This window comes from Streptomyces sp. NPDC001970 (assembly GCF_053594115.1).
Genome location: NZ_JBSFDW010000010.1, coordinates 19,038 through 35,953 on the forward strand (window position 1 = coordinate 19,038; position 16,916 = coordinate 35,953).

Below are 16,916 nucleotides of genomic sequence, written 5' to 3' on the forward strand. Positions count from 1 at the left end.
GGCTCAGGCCCTTAGCTCGACCAGCAGCCGGTTCACCACCCGCCCGAGACCCCATCGCGCTGCCAGCTCCTCAAGCCGCTCGGGATCGCGCGGCTCCTTCGGCAGGGCCGGATCGAAAGCGGGCAGCGGTACGTCCGCGGCCACCCGCACCACCTTCGGCGCCACCGCCACGTACCCCCGCGCCTCGTCGAGCCGCTTGCGCTGCGAAGGCGTCAGCTTCGACGCCGGGTCGTCGACGGCCGCCATGATCCCGGCCAGGTCCCCGAACGCGTCCAGCAGCTTCGCCGCCGTCTTCTCGCCGATGCCCGGCACACCCGGCAGCCCGTCGCTCGGGTCTCCCCGGAGCAGCGCCAGATCCACGTACCCGGGCCCGTCGACCCCGTACTTCTCGCGCAGCACCGCCTCGTCCGTGGCCTGCATCATCCCGACGCCCTTCAGCGGGTACAGCACCCGCACACCCCGCGCGTCGTCCACCAACTGGTACAGATCCCGGTCGCCGGTCACGATGTCCACCGGCCCCGCCGCGCGGAGGGCGAGCGTGCCGATGATGTCGTCCGCCTCGTACCCCGCGACGCCGACCCGCGCGATGCCCAGCGCGTCCAGCACCTCCTCGATGATCGGGACCTGCGGGGCCAGCGTGTCCGGGACCTCCTCCTGGTCCGGACCCGTCTCGGTCTCCACCGCCACCCGGTGCGCCTTGTACGACGGGATGAGCTCCACCCGCCAGTGCGGACGCCAGTCGGCGTCCATGCAGGCCACGAGCTCGTCGGGATGGTGGTCCTGGACCAGCCTGGTGAGGAATTCGATCAGCCCGCGCACCGCGTTGACCGGTGTGCCGTCGGGCGCGCGCACGGAGTCCGGAACCCCGAAATAAGCGCGGAAGTAGAGGGAAGCGGTGTCGAGGAGCATCAGGCGTCGCGTCACAGTCCGATGATGCCGCACCCCACCGACAACGCCCCGCGCGCACGACGCGACGCCCGCCGCGGCTGCCCGGCTGCCGCGGGGCGCCCCGGTCCGCCCGACGCGACGCCCCCGTCCCCCCACGCGACGGCCGCCTGGCCGCACGGTGTCGTCCGAGTGAACTGGATCACTTTCCGTTTGCCCCCGGCGTGCCCGGGCAGGCGCGACGCCGGAGCAGACCCCATTGCGCCCTCGGCCAGCAGCGACGCTGCCGGCGACGCAAACCCGGGGAGGCGGGCCGAACCCGTCCGCTCCACGGCCCGCAGGGTGGGGGAGGCGGGCCGTTCTTGGTTCAACACGTGAGGTTTATGTGTCCAGGCTTGAAGCCGAGCATCTGTACAAGGTGTTCGGTAAACGACCCGACCAGGCGGTGCGGAAGCTCGAGAACGGCGCCGGCCGCGACGAGCTGCGTACCGATGGAACGACCGCGGCCGTGATCGACGCCTCCTTCACCGTCGAGCCCGGCCAGATCTTCGTCGTCATGGGTCTCTCCGGATCCGGAAAGTCCACGTTGCTGCGCATGCTCAACGGGCTGCTGGAGCCGACAGCCGGGCGCGTCCTCTTCGACGGCCAGGACCTGACCACGCTGAGCGCCCGTGACCTGCGCGCCGTCCGCTCCACCCGGATCAGCATGGTCTTCCAGCACTTCGCGCTGTTCCCGCACCGCAGCGTGCTGGAGAACGCCGCCTACGGCCTCGAGGTGCAGGGAGTCGCCCGCGCCGAGCGCGAGCGCCGTGCCGCCGAGGCGCTGGAGCTGTGCGGCCTCGCGGGCTGGGAGAAGTCCTGGCCCGACGAGCTGTCCGGCGGTATGCAGCAGCGCGTCGGCCTCGCCCGCGCGCTCGCCACCGACGCCGATCTGCTGCTGATGGACGAGTCCTTCAGCGCCCTCGACCCGCTGATCCGCCGCGACATGCAGGACCAGCTCCTGGAGCTCCAGAAGACGCTCAAGAAGACGATCGTCTTCATCACGCACGACCTGCACGAGGCCATGCGCCTCGGCGACCGGATCGCGGTGATGCGCGACGGCCGGATCGTCCAGCTCGGCACTGCCGAGGACATCCTGGTCAGTCCCGCGAACGACTACGTCGCGTCCTTCATCCAGGACGTGGACCGCACCCGCGTCCTGACCGCGGCGGCCGTCATGACCGAGCCCCGCCCCGACGCGGACACCTGCGACTGCGAGACCGTCACCCCCGACACCCTCGTCGCCGACGTGTGCGCCGTCAGCGCACGGGTCCCGCACCCCGTGGCCGTCAAGAACGCGGCCGGCAAGGTCGTCGGCGTCGTACCGCAGTCCCGTCTGATCGGCCTCGTCGGCGACGAACGCGGCGAGCCGGTGCCGTGCCGCCTCCCGGCCCAGCAGCGGCCGACGGAGGTGGCCGCCCATGCCTAGGCTCCACCTCGGCCAGTGGGTCGACAGCGGTGTCGACTGGCTCCAGGCCCACCTCTCCTGGCTGTTCGACGCCATCAGCCGACTCGTCACCACCATGTACGACGGCATCGACGCGGCGCTCTCCGCGCCCGAGCCGCTCCTCTTCGCCGCCATCCTCGCCGTCGCCGCCTGGTGGCTGCGCGGGCTGCTCGCGGGCGTCCTGGCCTTCGCCGGATTCGCGCTGATCGACTCCATCGAGCTGTGGGACGACGCCATGTCGACCCTCTCCCTGGTGCTCGTCGCCACGATCGTCACCCTGGCCATCGCGGTGCCGCTGGGCATCTGGGCCTCCCGCTCGAAGACCGTCAGCGCCGTGACCCGGCCGGTCCTGGACTTCATGCAGACCATGCCGGCCATGGTCTACCTGATCCCCGGCATCATCTTCTTCGGCGTCGGCGTCGTGCCCGGCATCATCGCCACCATCGTCTTCGCCCTGCCGCCCGGCGTACGCATGACCGAGCTCGGCATCCGCCAGGTCGACAAGGAACTCGTCGAGGCCGCCGAGGCGTTCGGCACGACGCCGCGCAACACCCTCGTCCGCGTCCAGCTGCCGCTCGCGCTGCCCACGATCATGGCCGGCATCAACCAGGTCATCATGCTGGGCCTGTCCATGGTCGTCATCGCCGGCATGGTCGGTGGCGGCGGCCTCGGCGGCGCCGTCTACCGCGCCATCGGCAACGTCGACATCGGCCTCGGCTTCGAGGCGGGCATCTCCATCGTCATCCTGGCCATGTACCTGGACCGGATCACCGGCGCGCTGGGCCGCCAGGTCTCGCCGCTCGGCCGCCGTGCCCTCGCCAGGGCGAAGGCCCTGACCGGCGGTGCGAAGATCTGGAACTACCGCCCCCAGCCCGTCGTCGCCGTCGTCGGCGTCGTGGTCCTCGCCCTCGTCGCGGGCGGCATGGGCATCTTCGGCGGCACCAAGTCCGCCGACGCGTCCGACGCCACGAACGTCGGCCAGGGCAAGAAGATCTCCGTGGGCTACATCCCCTGGGACGAGGGCATCGCCTCCACCTTCCTCTGGAAGGAGATGCTGGAGCAGCGCGGCTTCGAGGTCGACGCCAAGCAGCTCGAGGCCGGCTCGCTCTACACCGGTCTCGCCGGCGGTCAGATCGACTTCCAGACCGACTCCTGGCTGCCCGTCACCCACGCCCAGTACTGGGACAAGTACCAGGACAAGCTGGAGGATCTGGGCTCCTGGTACGGTCCCACATCGCTGGAGCTGTCCGTTCCCTCGTACGTGAAGGGCGTCGACTCCCTGGAGGATCTCAAGGGCAAGGCGGGCCAGTTCAAGGGCCGCATCATCGGCATCGAGCCGAGCGCCGGAATGATGGGCATCCTCAAGGACAAGGTCCTCAAGGAGTACGGTCTGGAGGGCGAGTACAAGGTCGTCGACGGTTCCACGCCCGGCATGCTCGCCGAGCTGAAGCGCGCGTACGACAAGAAGGAACCCGTCGTCACCACCCTGTGGTCGCCGCACTGGGCCTACAGCACGTACGACCTGAAGAAGCTCAAGGACCCCAAGGGCACCTGGGGCAAGGGCGACGGCGTCCACACTCTCGCCCGCAAGGGCTTCGCCGCCGAGAACCCGCAGGTCGGCAAGTGGCTCAAGAACTTCAGCATGACCGAGGCTCAGCTCACCGGCCTCGAGGCGAAGATCCAGAAGACCGGCAAGGGCAAGGAGCAGGAAGCCGTCCGCGCCTGGCTGAAGGACAACCCGGGCCTCGCCGACAAGTGGACCCCGGTCGCCAAGGCCGGCAGGTCCGCGGACGGCAAGGACGAGCGCGAACGCGCCCTGAACGTCGCCTGGTTCCCGTGGGAGGAGGACATCGCCGCCACCTACCTGTGGAAGGCCGTCCTGGAGGAGCGCGGATACCGGATGAACCTCAAGCAGTTCGAGGTCGGCCCCATGTACACCGCGCTGTCCCGTGGCCAGATCGACGTCCAGTTCGACGGCTGGCTGCCCAGCACGCAGAAGAAGTACTGGGACGCGTACGGCGACAAGCTCACCGACATCGGTTCGTGGTACGGCCCGACGTCGCTGGAGATCGCGGTGCCCTCGTACGTGCAGGGCGTCGACTCGCTGGCGGATCTCAAGGGCCGCGGCGACGAGTTCAAGGGCCGGATCATCGGCATCGAGCCCGGCACCGAGACCATGAACATTCTCAAGAGCAAGGTTCTGCCCGGCTACGGCCTGGACAAGGAGTTCACGGTCGTCGACAGCTCCACGCCCGGCATGCTCGCCGAGCTGAGGCGCGCGTACGCGAAGAAGGAGCCCGTCGCCGTCATGCTGTGGACCCCGCACTGGGCCTACAGCGAGTACGGGCTGACCAAGCTCAAGGACCCGCAGAAGCTCTTCGGCGAGGGCGACCGCATCCACACGGTCGCGAGCAAGGACTTCCCGAAGCAGTACCCGCAGCTGACGAAGTGGCTCAAGGACTTCAAGCTGAGCGAGCAGGAGCTCGCCGGCCTGGAGAACGAGATCCAGAAGCGCGGCACGGGCCACGAGGAGGAAGCGGTCAAGGCCTGGATGGAGCAGAACCCGGGCATCGTGGACCGGCTGGCGCCTCAGTAGACCATCCCTCTCCCCCCACCGGTCGGGCCCCGTCACATACAGTGGCGGGGCCCTCACCGATGGGGGTACCCCGGGCGAGGCTCTGGGGGAGCCTGTGACAACTGTGCGAATCGGTGCCGGGAATCTGCGTAAGGTACTGAAGAGGAGGGAGGGAACGCAGCCATGGCAGACAAGGAAACACTCCGCGTCGGCTCCGCCGTCCGCAGACGCCGCAAGGCCCTCGACCTCACGCTGGCCGCCGTCGCCGAACGCAGCGGCCTGTCCGTGCCTTTCCTCAGCCAGATCGAGAACGAGCGGGCCCGGCCCAGCACGCGCTCCCTCCAGCGGGTCGCCGAGGCGCTGGAGACCACCGCAGCCGAGCTGCTGGCCGCCGCGGACTCCGCCCGCGTCGTCGATGTCGTCCGCGCGGACGACTCCACCGGTTCCGGCACTGCCGGGCGCGTACGGTCCCTCGTGCGCGGCCACCACCAGCTGCATGCCGTCGAGTACACCGGGGAGCAGGACGCGGACCGGGAGTACCAGCACCGCAACGACGAGCTCATGTACGTCGCCGACGGGGCGGCCGAGGTCGAGGCCGAGGGCCGCGCCTACCGCCTGGAGAAGGGCGACACCCTGTATCTGTCCGGAGGCGTACGGCACCGGTGGCGGGCCACCAGGCCAGGCACCCGCCTCCTCGTCGTCGCCGTCCGCGAACACGTCGAGTCAGGACCGTGAGACGGGCCGTGCCGAAGCGTGTCGTCTCGCTGGTCCCGTCCCTCACCGAGGCCGTCGCGGCCGGCGCCCCCGGGCTGCTGGTCGGCGCCACCGACTGGTGCACCCACCCCGCGGACCTCTGCGCGGCCCGTGTCGGCGGCACCAAGAACCCCGACGTCGACGCGATCGTCTCGCTGCGGCCCGATCTCGTGGTCGCCAACGAGGAGGAGAACCGGGCCCCGGACATCGCCGCCCTGCGCGCCGCCGGACTCGACGTCCTCGTGACGGAGGTCCGGACGCTGCCACAGGCCTTCGGCGAACTTGAGCGCGTCCTGCTCGCCTGCGGCGCGGGCCGGCCGCGCTGGCTCGACGACGCGGAGGCCGCCTGGGCGGCGGTCGTGCCGGGCGAGGTGCGGCGCGCGGTCGTGCCGGTCTGGCGCCGGCCCTGGATGGTCCTCGGCCGCGACACCTTCGCCGGGGACCTGCTGGCCCGCCTCGGCGTCGAGAACGTCTATGGCGGGCACCCGGAACGGTATCCCCGGATCCCGGTGGACGAGCTCAACGCGGTGGGCGCCGACCTCGTCGTCCTGCCCGACGAGCCCTACCGCTTCACTCCGGACGACGGTCCCGAGGCGTTTCCCGGCCTGCCCGCCGCGCTCGTCGACGGGCGCATGCTCACGTGGTACGGGCCGTCGCTGGCAGTGGCGCCCGAGGCACTGCGAGCAGCGCTCCGCTGACCAGGCCACGCGCCGTGCGGACCCCGGCCACGGCCCAGGCCGCGATGAGGAGCACGTACAGCCCCACCGCCAGCCACTGCAGGGCGGGCAGACCGGTGTGGGCGGCCAGCCCCGCCGCGCCCGTGACACAGGTGCCGACCGGGAAGGTGAACGCCCACCAGGTCATCGCGAACGGCATCCCTCTGCGGGCGGCGCGGGCCACGAGAGCCCCGGCCACCGCCAGCCACAGCAGGGCGAAGCCCAGCACCGGCACTCCGTAGACGACCGCGAAGACGCCCAGCCAGCTCGCGTACGGGGCCGAAACCGCCATCGGCGCCACGTCCGCCAGTTTGTTCACGGCGGTCGTCGACTGGCCCAGCGGACCGAGCACGAGGAACAGCGTCGGGGTCAGGGCGAGCGGCAGGGGACCGTGGCGGACCAGCCGGGCGAAGACGAAGGGCAGGATCGCCAGCACCGCCAGCAGGCTCAGCCCGAACATTCCGTAGCAGGCCACCAGCAGCGCCGCACGCCACGGGCCGGCGGGCAGCCGGCCGACCAGCATCGGGCCGGCCGCCGCCGACACCATCGGGGCCACCACCGGCAGCAGCCACACCGGCGAAGCGCTGCCGGGGGCGACCTTGTGACGCGTGATCATCAGGTACGGGATCGCCACGGCCACCGCGAGCGCGACGACCGTTCCGACGGCGAAGAGGGCCGCGCCCGCCACCGTCGCCGCCCGCTCGCCGACGACGCCGGGCCCGACCGACAGGGAGCCGATGCCGACCGCGAGCAGCGCCATCGCGAGGCAGCCGTAGAACGGGGCGATCGCAGGATCGAGCAGCTGGGCGCGGGCCCTGTCGCTGTGGTGGAACCAGTGGCCGGCGCGGGCGACGAGCAGGGCCGCGAGCAGCAGCACGGACAGCGCCCACACCGCCTCGCACGCGGGTCGCAGGCCCGGCGGCTGCACCGGCAGGGCGGTACCGGCGTTGGCCACGATCGCGGTGCCCATGACCGCGGCGTACCAGTTCGGCCCGAGATTACGGAGCCAGGGGATGACCATGAGGCAAGCCTCTGTCTCCGTAAGGCCTCCCACCAGGGATGTTGCTTCTATGTCCTCATAAGCTGTCCTTATGAGCGAAGAGCAACAGGGCCGAGGCCCGCTGGCCCACCGGGTGCCCGACCTCGGTGCGCTGGAACTGCTGCTGGCCGTCGCCCGGCACGGCAGCCTCGGGCGCGCGGCGCGCGAGCTGGGCATCACCCAGCCCGCCGCGAGCAGCCGGATCCGCTCCATGGAGCGGCAGCTCGGCGTCGCCCTCCTCGACCGCTCGCCGCGCGGCTCACGGCTCACCGGCGCGGGAGCGCTCGTCACCGACTGGGCCGGGCGGATCGTGGAGGCGGCGGAGGCCTTCGACGTGGGCGCCCAGGCGCTGCGGGACCGACGCGACTCGCGGCTGCGGGTGGCGGCCAGCATGACCATCGCGGAGTACCTGCTTCCGGGGTGGCTCATCGCTCTGCGGCAGGAGCGGCCCGACACGTCGGTGTCGCTCCTCGCCGGGAACTCGGCCGCCGTGGCGGAGCGGCTCCTGCGCGGCGAGGCGGACCTCGGCTTCGTCGAAGGGCTCGCTGCTCCGGCGGGCTTCGACGGCGCGGTCATCGGCCACGACCAGCTCGTCGTGGTGGCCGCTCCCGGGCACGCGTGGGCACGGCGCCGCACGCCGCTGCCGCCGCAGGAGCTTGCGGGCACCTCGCTGGTGCTGCGCGAACGCGGCTCGGGCACACGGCAGGTCCTCGACTCGGCGCTCGCGCGCTACGGAGGGCTCGCCGAGCCGCTGCTCGAACTCGCCTCCACGACGGCGGTGAAGGCGGCGGCGGTCAGCGGCGCGGGGCCGGCGGTCCTCAGCGAGCTGGCGGTGACCGAGGAACTCGCGGCGCGCCGCCTGGTCCGCGTCCCGCTGGAGGCCGTCGACCTGCACCGCGACCTCCGTGCGGTCTGGCCGTCGGGCCACCGCCCCACGGGCCCGGCCCGCGACCTCTTGTCCCTGACGCGGCGGGGCGCGGGGTGACGGGTGCGCCGCGGGTTGCGCGTCCGTCTGCGGGCCCATGGGTGGTTTGTGCCCACCCTTCTCCATAGCCCTTCAGGTAGGGGAGGTACCCCCACCTCCCCCTAGGACTTTCCACTGGGGGCCTCAGTGGGACGAACTGCCCACAACCCACTGGGGAACGGCCCACGACCCGCACCCGGGGGACGACCGGGGTGGGGCCGTGCAGAGTCGCCCCCGCAGAAGCCGGCTCCCCGTTCCGGATGACGCCGTACCCACCGATTCGAGGAGGCGAGCCCGGAAGGGCCCCGCACCACCACCCACCGGCGCACTCCGAGCCCGCCCGGGGGCCCCACGCCGCAGGGCGCAGAGGGAGCCCCGGACAGACACACCGGACGCCACCACGGCACCGGCCGACCCCGCACCGCCCCGGGAGGCCTCGCCCCGGTGTCCGCCGCCGGCGCGCGGAGCCGTGCGGCGGACTCCGCCGGCACCGCCACCGGGACGGCACCGCCCCCACCGCCCCCGCGGGCTCGGCGCCGTAGCGGACCGGCTCGACGTCCGGGCCGCCCGCGACGACGAGCCCGTCCAGCCGGGCCACGACGGACGCCGCACGCCCCGGATCGTCCGGTGGGAGCATCGCCGCGATGCCCCCGGCCGACTGGACGAGCCGCGGATAGCCCTCGGGCAGCAGCGCGGCGGGCAGCTGCCACACGCCCCACGAGGCCTGCTCCAGGTACGTGCTGACGCCGATGAGCGGCTGGGTCACTGTTCTTCTCCGGTCAGTCGCGTGCGAGTTCGGCCTCGGCCGCGGCCAGCGCCGCGAACTCCTCCTCCGGTGCCCGCGCCACCAGCCGGTGCCGACTGTAGAAGGCGAAGTACGCGAGGGCGACGCCGTAGACGGCGAGTGCGATGAACGCCGCGTCCTTGTCCACCAGGAAGGTGGCCACCAGCGCCGACAGCGCGAGCACGAACGCCACGGAGGAGGTCAGCACGCCGCCCGGTGTGCGGTACGGCCGCGGCAGCTCCGGCTCACGACGCCGCAGCACGATGTGCGACAGCGCCATCAGCGCGTACGAGATCGTCGCGCCGAAGACGGCGATGTTCAGCATCCGCGCCCCGTCCCCGGTCGCGGCCGCCAGCGCGAAGCCGATCGCGCCCGGGATGAGGAGCCCCAGGTAGGGGGACTTCCGCCGGCTGGTCAGGGAAAGGAACCGGGGCAGGTACCCCGCCCGGGAGAGGGCGAAGAGCTGGCGTGACCCGGCGTAGATGAGCGAGAAGAACGAGGCCACCAGGCCCGCGAGGCCCGCGTAGTTGACGAAGCGGCTGAGCGCGGTGGGGTCGCCGTCGCCCTGGAGCGCCACCACCAGCGGGTTCCCGGCCTCCTGGATGGCGGCCGAGCCGCGCGCCCCGGTGGAGGCGAAGAACGTCAGCAGGGCGAGCAGGACGAGGATGCCCATCGAGACGGCGAGGGCCCTCGGCATCGACCGCACCGGATCCTTCGCCTCCTCCGCGGCGAGCGGCACGCCCTCGACCCCGAGGAAGAACCACATGCCGAACGGGAACGCCGCCCAGATGCCGAGCAGCCCGAACGGCAGCCACGAACTGGACCCCAGAGCGCTCTCGTCGACAGGGATGTCGTCCAGGCCGCTCACCTGGAAGTCCATGAACGCCCCCACCGCGAAGATCAGGAGCGCGGCGACCGCGATCGCCGTCACGACGAGGCTGAACCGCAGCGCCTCACCGACGCCCCAGAGATGGATCCCGATGAAGATCGCGAAGCAGGCCAGATAGACCGGCCAGCCCGAGGTGAGGCCGAACAGCCCGAGCGATTCGACGTAGTCGCCGATGAAGATGGCGATCGCTGCGGGCGCGAGGATGTACTCGATGAGGATCGCCGTACCGGTGAGGAAGCCACCCCAGGTGCCGAGCGCCCTGCGGGCGAAGCCGTAGCCGCCGCCCGCCGTGGGCAGGATCGCGGAGAGCTCGGCGAGCGCGAAGACGAGGCACGCGTACATCAGCCCCATCAGCACGGTGGCGGCGGCGAGCCCGCCGAAACCGCCCTTGGACAGGCCGATGTTCCAGCCGGAGAAGTCGCCGGAGACGACATAGGCGACGCCGAGCCCCGTGAGGAGAAGCCAGCCCGCGCTGCCGCGCCGCAGCGTGCGGCGCTCCAGATAGTCGTCCGGTGGTGGTGTGCTGCTCCCGGTGGTGTCTTCCAGCGTCATGGCAGAGCTCCCGCGTCGGGCCCAATGGAGTGGAGCCATACCTTTGCGTTGGGCGCCGGGAAAACGCAAGACCCGTGCGTTACTTTCGGGTTACGTCACGGCCTACGTGAGGAAGCCCCGCAGCAGCGCCGCCGTGCCCGCGCAGTGCTCCCGCATCACCTCGCGCGCGGCGTCGGCGTCCCCCTCCAGCACTGCCTCGACCAGTGCCGCGTGCTGCTGCTGGGAGTGCTCAAGGTTCCGTACGAGCAGCGGAATGCAGTCCAGCAGATCGTTCACGGTGGCCCGTACGGCCGCGTACTGGGCGGTCAGGCTGGGGGAGCCGGACAGTTCGGCGAGGGTGAGGTGGAGCAGCGTGTCGCGTCGGCGGTAGTCGTCGAGCGGTGCGTCGTGGGTCGCCGCGAGCGCCGTACGCAGCCGCTCGGCGCCCTCGTCGGTGAGGCCGTGCGCCGCGCACAGCCCCGCGGCGCCGACCTCCAGCACCTCGCGGAAGCGGAGTGTGTCCTCGACGTCGACCGTCGTGATGCGCCGGCGCAGCTCCTCCTCGCCCGGGATGCGGCCGCGGTGGAGCACGAACGTTCCTCCGTAGCGGCCGCGGCGGCTCTCCACCAGCCCCTGCTCCTGGAGGACCTTGAGCACTTCGCGCAGGGTGACGCGGCTGATCCCCATCCGGTCGGCGAGCTCGCGTTCGGCGGGGAGCCGCTCGCCGCCGGGGACGAGTCCGAGCCGTACCACCCGGAGGATCTGTTCGAGAGCCTCCTCGAAGCCGTTGCCCGCCCGCACCGGCCGGAGCACGTGCGACAGCCGGTCCGTCCGCTCGCTCTCCTTCGACACCTTGCGGTTTCCCCTTCCCAGGCAATGGTCTTCAGTAATACCTTATGGTCTCCCGGCTGACCCTAAACTGTATTCCCCGGGGGCCACCGCACCGGAAACGGCTCCGCCGCGGGCCGGACCCCCGGCAACAGGAGCGGGTCGACCGGAGCGCCCAGCAGTTCACTTACGAAGGCGGGAGCAATCCGTGGCAGACCGCACACCCCCACTGACCGTCGAGGAGCTCAGGGTCCTCGTCGCGAGCGGCGAGATCGACACCGTCGTCCTGGCCTTCCCCGACATGCAGGGGCGGCTCCAGGGCAAGCGGTTCGCCGCGCGCTTCTTCCTCGACGAAGTCCTGGAGCACGGCACCGAGGGCTGCAACTACCTGCTCGCCGTCGACACCGAGATGAACACGGTGGACGGCTACGCGATGTCCTCGTGGGAGCAGGGGTACGGCGACTTCGCCATGCACCCCGACCTCGCAACCCTGCGCCGCGTCCCCTGGAACGAGGGCACGGCGATGCTGATCGCCGACCTCGCCTGGAACGACGGCGGCCCCGTCGTCGCCGCGCCCCGCCAGATCCTGCGCCGCCAGCTCGAGCGCCTCGCCGAGCTCGGGTACACCGCCCAGGTCGGCACGGAGCTCGAGTTCATCGTCTTCAAGGACTCGTACGAGCAGGCCTGGGACGCCGACTACCGCGGCCTGACCCCCGCCAACCAGTACAACATCGACTACTCCGTCCTCGGGACGGGCCGGATCGAGCCGCTGCTGCGCCGTATCCGCAACGAGATGGCCGGCGCCGGCCTGACGGTCGAGTCCGCCAAGGGCGAGTGCAACCCGGGCCAGCACGAGATCGCCTTCCGCTACGACGAGGCCCTCGTCACCTGCGACCAGCACGCCGTCTACAAGACGGGCGCCAAGGAGATCGCCGCCCAGGAGGGTGTCTCGCTCACCTTCATGGCGAAGTACAACGAACGCGAGGGCAACTCCTGCCACATCCACCTGTCCCTGCAGGACGCCGACGGGCGCAATGTGATGGCAGCGGACGGGAACGGCCAAGAGCACGGCATGTCGCAGGTCATGCGGCACTTCCTCGCCGGGCAACTCGCCGCGCTCCGGGACTTCTCGCTCCTCTACGCCCCGAACATCAACTCCTACAAGCGCTTCCAGCCGGGCTCGTTCGCCCCCACGGCCGTCGCCTGGGGCCACGACAACCGCACCTGTGCGCTGCGCGTCGTCGGCCACGGCCGCTCGACGCGCTTCGAGAACCGGCTCCCGGGCGGTGACGTCAATCCGCATCTGGCCGTCGCCGGACTCGTCGCGGCCGGCCTCTACGGCATCGAGCAGCAGCTCGAACTCCCCGAGGTCTGCGCGGGCAACGCCTACACCGCCGACTACGCGCACGTTCCCACGACCCTGAGGGAGGCCGCCGAGCTGTGGGAGAACAGTCCCATCGCCAAGGCCGCCTTCGGCGACGAGGTCGTCGCCCACTACCGCAACATGGCGCGGGTCGAGCTGCAAGCCTTCGACGCCGCGGTGACCGACTGGGAGCTCCGCCGCTCCTTCGAACGCATGTGAGGCACCACTTGTCGCAACCGTACGCCCTCGATGTGCTGAACCCGGCCACCGAGGAAGTCATCGCCACCGTCCCCGGCGCCGTCGGACAGGACGTCGACGCCGCCGTCGTCCGAGCAGCCGCGGCACAGCGCACCTGGGCCGCCGCGGCCCCCGCCGACCGCGCCCGGCTGCTGCGCCGCTTCGCCGGTGTCGTCGACGACCACGTCGAGGAGCTGGCGCGGCTGGAGGTCCGCGAGGCCGGCCACACCATCGGCAACGCCCGCTGGGAGGCCGGCAACGTCCGCGATCTGCTCGACTACGCTGCCGGGGGAGTGGAGCGGCTCAGCGGCCGCCAGATCCCGGTGCCCGGCGGACTCGACATCACGATCCTCGAACCGCTCGGTGTCATCGGCGTCATCGTGCCGTGGAACTTCCCCCTGCCCATCGCGGCCTGGGGCACCGCCCCCGCGCTCGCGGCAGGCAACGCGGTCGTTCTCAAGCCCGCCGAGACCACACCGCTGACGGCGCTGCGGCTTGCCGAACTCGCCCTCGAGGCGGGCCTGCCGGAGGGTCTGTTCCAGGTGCTGCCGGGCCGCGGCGACATCGCGGGCGACGCGCTCGTACGCCATGAAGGCGTTGCCAAGATCGTGTTCACCGGATCGACCCGGACCGGCAAGCAGATCATGTCGCTGTGCGCCGACCGCGTGAAGCGCGTGACGCTCGAACTCGGCGGCAAGAGTCCCAACATCGTCTTCGCCGACGCCGACATCGAGGCGGCGGCCGCGAGCGCGCCCATGTCGTTCCTCGACAACAGCGGCCAGGACTGCTGCGCCCGCACCCGCATCCTCGTCCAGCGGTCCGTGTACGACGACTTCCTGGACCGGCTCGCGCCCGCCTTGAAGGCGGTCGTCGTCGGCGACCCGGCGGACGAGACCACGCAGATGGGTCCTCTCATCTCCCGCGTGCAACTGGACCGCGTACGGTCCTATGTCACCGATGACCTGGCAACGGTCCGCGGCAGCGCCCCCGAAGGCCCCGGCTTCTGGTTCCCGCCCACCCTCGTCACGGACGTCGCCCCCGACGCGCCGATCGCCACCGAAGAGGTCTTCGGCCCCGTCGCCGTCGTGCTCCCCTTCGACGACGAGGACGATGCCGTACGCCTGGCCAACGCCACCGATTACGGCCTCTCCGGCTCCATCTGGACCCGCGACGTGGGCCGCGCCCTGCGCGTGTCCGGGGCCGTCGCCGCCGGCAATCTTTCCGTCAACTCCCACTCCAGCGTCCGTTACTGGACCCCGTTCGGCGGCTACAAGCAGTCGGGGCTCGGCCGCGAACTCGGTCCGGACGCCCTCACCGCCTTCACCGAAACCAAGAACGTCTTCATCAGCACGGAGGCCTGAACCACATGACCGACACCACTGCTGTCTGCCGCCGCCTCGTCGGCCGAACCGCCGTCATCACCGGTGCCGGCAGCGGCATCGGCCTGGCCACCGCGCGCCGGCTCGCCTCCGAAGGCGCCAACGTCGTCTGCGGCGACATCGACGTGGCCGCCGGCAAGGCGGCGGCCGACGAGGTCGGCGGTACGTTCGTCCGCGTCGACGTCACCGACGCCGAACAGGTCGAGGCGCTGTTCAGGACCGCTTTCGACACGTACGGAAGCGTGGACATCGCCTTCAACAACGCGGGGATCTCGCCGCCCGACGACGACTCGATCCTGGAGACCGGCCTCGACGCCTGGAAGCGCGTCCAGGAGGTCAACCTCACCTCCGTGTACCTGTGCTGCAAGGCGGCCATCCCCTACATGCGGCGGCAGGGCAAGGGCTCCATCATCAACACCGCGTCGTTCGTGGCCCGCATGGGCGCCGCGACCTCGCAGATCTCGTACACGGCCTCCAAGGGCGGCGTGCTCGCCATGTCCCGCGAGCTGGGGGTGCAGTTCGCCCGCGAGGGCATCCGGGTCAACGCCCTCTGCCCGGGACCGGTCAACACCCCGCTGCTGCGGGAGCTGTTCGCCAAGGATCCCGAGCGGGCCGCGCGGCGTCTCGTGCACATCCCGGTGGGGCGCTTCGCCGACGCGGACGAGATCGCGGCTGCCGTGGCCTTCCTCGCCAGTGACGACTCGTCGTTCGTCAACGCGACGGACTTCCTCGTCGACGGAGGGATCTCGGGGGCGTACGTCACCTCTCTCTAGGCCCGGACTTCGCAGGTCACCCGTTAGTGACGGCTCGACGCGTGATCGTTGCCGGTTCCCGGCCGCTGTCGAGCGGACAGGGATACGTGCGCACCCAAGTCGACCGCTGCTTGACCGGCTGCGACCGCTCGATCTTCACGAACGAGGGACCTGCGAACTACGGATCCAGGCCGACGGCGTCAGCATGACGCACCCGCCCGGCCGGTACCCGGATCCAGGCGCCCCGGCCACCTGACGCCGGTGGGACGGCACCGCCCGGACCGGGCACCTCCCGGCCCGTCGCAGCCCCGTCGCAGCCGTTCCGTCGCCGGCTTCCGTCCGGTCGGCGACGTGAGCGGAGGCGTCCCGGCCGGCGGCCGGCCCATAGGGGTGCCCGTGGCGGCGCTCAGAGGAACGTACGGCCCTCGCCGCGGTATGTCGGTACGGACGCCACCACCTGGTCGCCCTCGATCAGCCGCAGCTCGTCGAACCGCTCGCACAGCTCCCCGGCCTTCGCGTGCCGGAACCACACCTTGTCGCCGATGAGGAGATCGTCGGCCGGCGCGCCCAGCAGCGGGGTCTGCACCTCTCCGGGCCCCTCCGCCGGGTCGTACCGCAGCCCCTCCGGCAGATACGGCACCGGCAGCCGGTCCCGTCCCGCCGCCCCGGACGCCGGATAGCCGCCGCCGAGCACCGTCACCACGCCGACGCCCGGGCGGCGCACCACCGGCTGGGCGAACAGTGCAGCGGGCCGCCCGCTGAAGGACGTGTAGTTGTCGAACAGCCTCGGCAGATAGAGCCCGGAGCCCGCGGCGATCTCCGTGACCGCGTCCTCGGCCGCCGTGTGCTGCACACTGCCCGTGCCGCCGCCGTTCACGAACTCCAGGTCCGGGGCCACGTCCCGCACCGCGCGCACGACGGCGGCGCGGCGCTGTGCCAGCTCGCGGCGGGCCGCCGCCTGCATGAGGCGGATCGCCCGCGACCGCAACGGGCTCCCCGACACCGCGTCGCCGACGCCCGCGACATGCCCCTCGTACGCCATCAGGCCCACCAGCCGGAAGCCGGGGCGGCGGACGATCTCCCGGGCGAGCCCGGCCAGCTGCGCCGGGTCGCGCAGCGGCGAACGGCGCGCCCCGATCCGTACCCGCCCGCCGAGGAGATGCAGCGCCGTGTCCAGTTCCAGACAGATCCGGATCTCCTCCGTGCCGCCGTCCCGCGCACGGTCGATCAGCTCCAGCTGCGCCGGATCGTCGACCATCACGGTGACGGCGGCGGCGAGCTTGGCGTCCCCGGCCAGTTCGGCGAAGGCGGCCCGGTCGGCCGACGGATAGGCGAGGAGCACGTCGTCGAAGCCGGCCCTGGCCAGCCAGAGCGACTCCGCCAGCGTGTACGACATGATCCCCGCGAAGCCGTCCATGGCCAGCACGCGTTCCAGCAGCGCACGGCACCTGACGGACTTGCTCGCGACCCTGACCGGCTTCCCGCCCGCCCGGCGGACCAGATCCGCCGCGTTCCCGTCGAACGCCTCCAGATCCACGACGGCGAGCGGCGCGTCGAGATGGGCGGTGGCCCGGTCGTACCGGGTCCGGTCTGCGGCACGGGGAGTCATGGCCTGAGCTTGCCAGACCCAATTACCGGAGGGTAGGGGGACGTTCCGGTCAGATGCCCCGGGCCTGCGGTCCTGTTCCCGCGAGGCCTGTGTCAGCCCTTAGAGTGAGCACACGCGGTGACGAAC

13 protein-coding genes and 1 pseudogene are annotated in these 16,916 nt (G+C 71.5%); 8 read left to right on the plus strand and 6 right to left on the minus strand.

The window, feature by feature from the left end; all coding sequences use genetic code 11:
• Window positions 1-3: 3 nt before the first annotated feature.
• The gene (locus tag ACWCP0_RS14805) at window positions 4-909 is read right to left on the minus strand and encodes a 5'-3' exonuclease (RefSeq protein ID WP_451079347.1); all 906 of its coding nucleotides are present in this window, start codon (window positions 907-909) and stop codon (window positions 4-6) included.
• Between the two features lie 361 nt (window positions 910-1,270).
• Between ACWCP0_RS14805 and ACWCP0_RS14810 the strand changes: the two genes are divergently transcribed.
• From ACWCP0_RS14810 to ACWCP0_RS14825, 4 genes are all read left to right on the plus strand, one after another.
• Complete coding sequence (locus ACWCP0_RS14810; RefSeq protein ID WP_451079201.1) at window positions 1,271-2,353, plus strand: quaternary amine ABC transporter ATP-binding protein; 1,083 nt, start codon at window positions 1,271-1,273, stop codon at window positions 2,351-2,353.
• The gene (locus tag ACWCP0_RS14815) at window positions 2,346-4,967 is read left to right on the plus strand and encodes an ABC transporter permease/substrate binding protein (RefSeq protein ID WP_451079202.1); all 2,622 of its coding nucleotides are present in this window, start codon (window positions 2,346-2,348) and stop codon (window positions 4,965-4,967) included. Before ACWCP0_RS14810 ends, ACWCP0_RS14815 begins: the two co-directional genes overlap by 8 nt.
• A 162-nt stretch (window positions 4,968-5,129) precedes the next feature.
• Entirely contained in the window at window positions 5,130-5,681 is a 552-nt protein-coding gene (locus tag ACWCP0_RS14820) for a helix-turn-helix domain-containing protein (protein ID WP_451079203.1), read from the plus strand.
• Between the two features lie 8 nt (window positions 5,682-5,689).
• Complete coding sequence (locus ACWCP0_RS14825) at window positions 5,690-6,397, plus strand: helical backbone metal receptor (protein WP_451079348.1); 708 nt, start codon at window positions 5,690-5,692, stop codon at window positions 6,395-6,397.
• On the opposite strand, the gene ACWCP0_RS14830 is transcribed toward ACWCP0_RS14825, so the two are convergent.
• Window positions 6,336-7,436, minus strand: a complete 1,101-nt coding sequence (locus tag ACWCP0_RS14830) for a TDT family transporter (RefSeq protein ID WP_451079204.1) — start codon at window positions 7,434-7,436, stop codon at window positions 6,336-6,338. The genes ACWCP0_RS14825 and ACWCP0_RS14830 overlap by 62 nt on opposite strands.
• Window positions 7,437-7,506: 70 nt before the next feature.
• Between ACWCP0_RS14830 and ACWCP0_RS14835 the strand changes: the two genes are divergently transcribed.
• On the plus strand, window positions 7,507-8,439 hold the full coding sequence (locus ACWCP0_RS14835) for a LysR family transcriptional regulator (RefSeq protein WP_451079205.1): 933 nt from the start codon (window positions 7,507-7,509) through the stop codon (window positions 8,437-8,439).
• Between the two features lie 469 nt (window positions 8,440-8,908).
• Here ACWCP0_RS14835 and ACWCP0_RS14840 read toward each other — a convergent pair.
• The 3 genes and pseudogenes from ACWCP0_RS14840 to ACWCP0_RS14850 form a co-directional block, all read right to left on the minus strand.
• Window positions 8,909-9,184, minus strand: a pseudogene (locus tag ACWCP0_RS14840) (gamma-glutamyl-gamma-aminobutyrate hydrolase family protein); the annotation flags it as partial.
• Between the two features lie 13 nt (window positions 9,185-9,197).
• Window positions 9,198-10,643 carry an ethanolamine permease gene (gene eat / locus ACWCP0_RS14845; protein WP_451079206.1) on the minus strand — a complete coding sequence of 482 codons (1,446 nt, stop codon included), beginning with the start codon at window positions 10,641-10,643 and terminating at the stop codon, window positions 9,198-9,200.
• A 102-nt stretch (window positions 10,644-10,745) separates the two neighbouring features.
• The gene (locus ACWCP0_RS14850) at window positions 10,746-11,474 is read right to left on the minus strand and encodes a FadR/GntR family transcriptional regulator (protein ID WP_451079207.1); all 729 of its coding nucleotides are present in this window, start codon (window positions 11,472-11,474) and stop codon (window positions 10,746-10,748) included.
• 184 nt (window positions 11,475-11,658) lie between these two features.
• Between ACWCP0_RS14850 and ACWCP0_RS14855 the strand changes: the two genes are divergently transcribed.
• The 3 genes from ACWCP0_RS14855 to ACWCP0_RS14865 are packed head-to-tail and all read left to right on the plus strand — an operon-like array spanning window position 11,659 to window position 15,202.
• On the plus strand, window positions 11,659-13,032 hold the full coding sequence (locus ACWCP0_RS14855; protein WP_451079208.1) for a glutamine synthetase family protein: 1,374 nt from the start codon (window positions 11,659-11,661) through the stop codon (window positions 13,030-13,032).
• Between the two features lie 8 nt (window positions 13,033-13,040).
• On the plus strand, window positions 13,041-14,411 hold the full coding sequence (locus tag ACWCP0_RS14860) for an aldehyde dehydrogenase family protein (RefSeq protein WP_451079209.1): 1,371 nt from the start codon (window positions 13,041-13,043) through the stop codon (window positions 14,409-14,411).
• Between the two features lie 5 nt (window positions 14,412-14,416).
• A complete protein-coding gene (locus ACWCP0_RS14865) occupies window positions 14,417-15,202 on the plus strand; it encodes a 3-oxoacyl-ACP reductase (RefSeq protein WP_451079210.1) in 786 nt (261 codons plus the stop codon).
• 385 nt (window positions 15,203-15,587) lie between these two features.
• On the opposite strand, the gene ACWCP0_RS14870 is transcribed toward ACWCP0_RS14865, so the two are convergent.
• The gene (locus ACWCP0_RS14870) at window positions 15,588-16,790 is read right to left on the minus strand and encodes an amino acid deaminase/aldolase (RefSeq protein WP_451079211.1); all 1,203 of its coding nucleotides are present in this window, start codon (window positions 16,788-16,790) and stop codon (window positions 15,588-15,590) included.
• Window positions 16,791-16,916 lie beyond the last annotated feature (126 nt).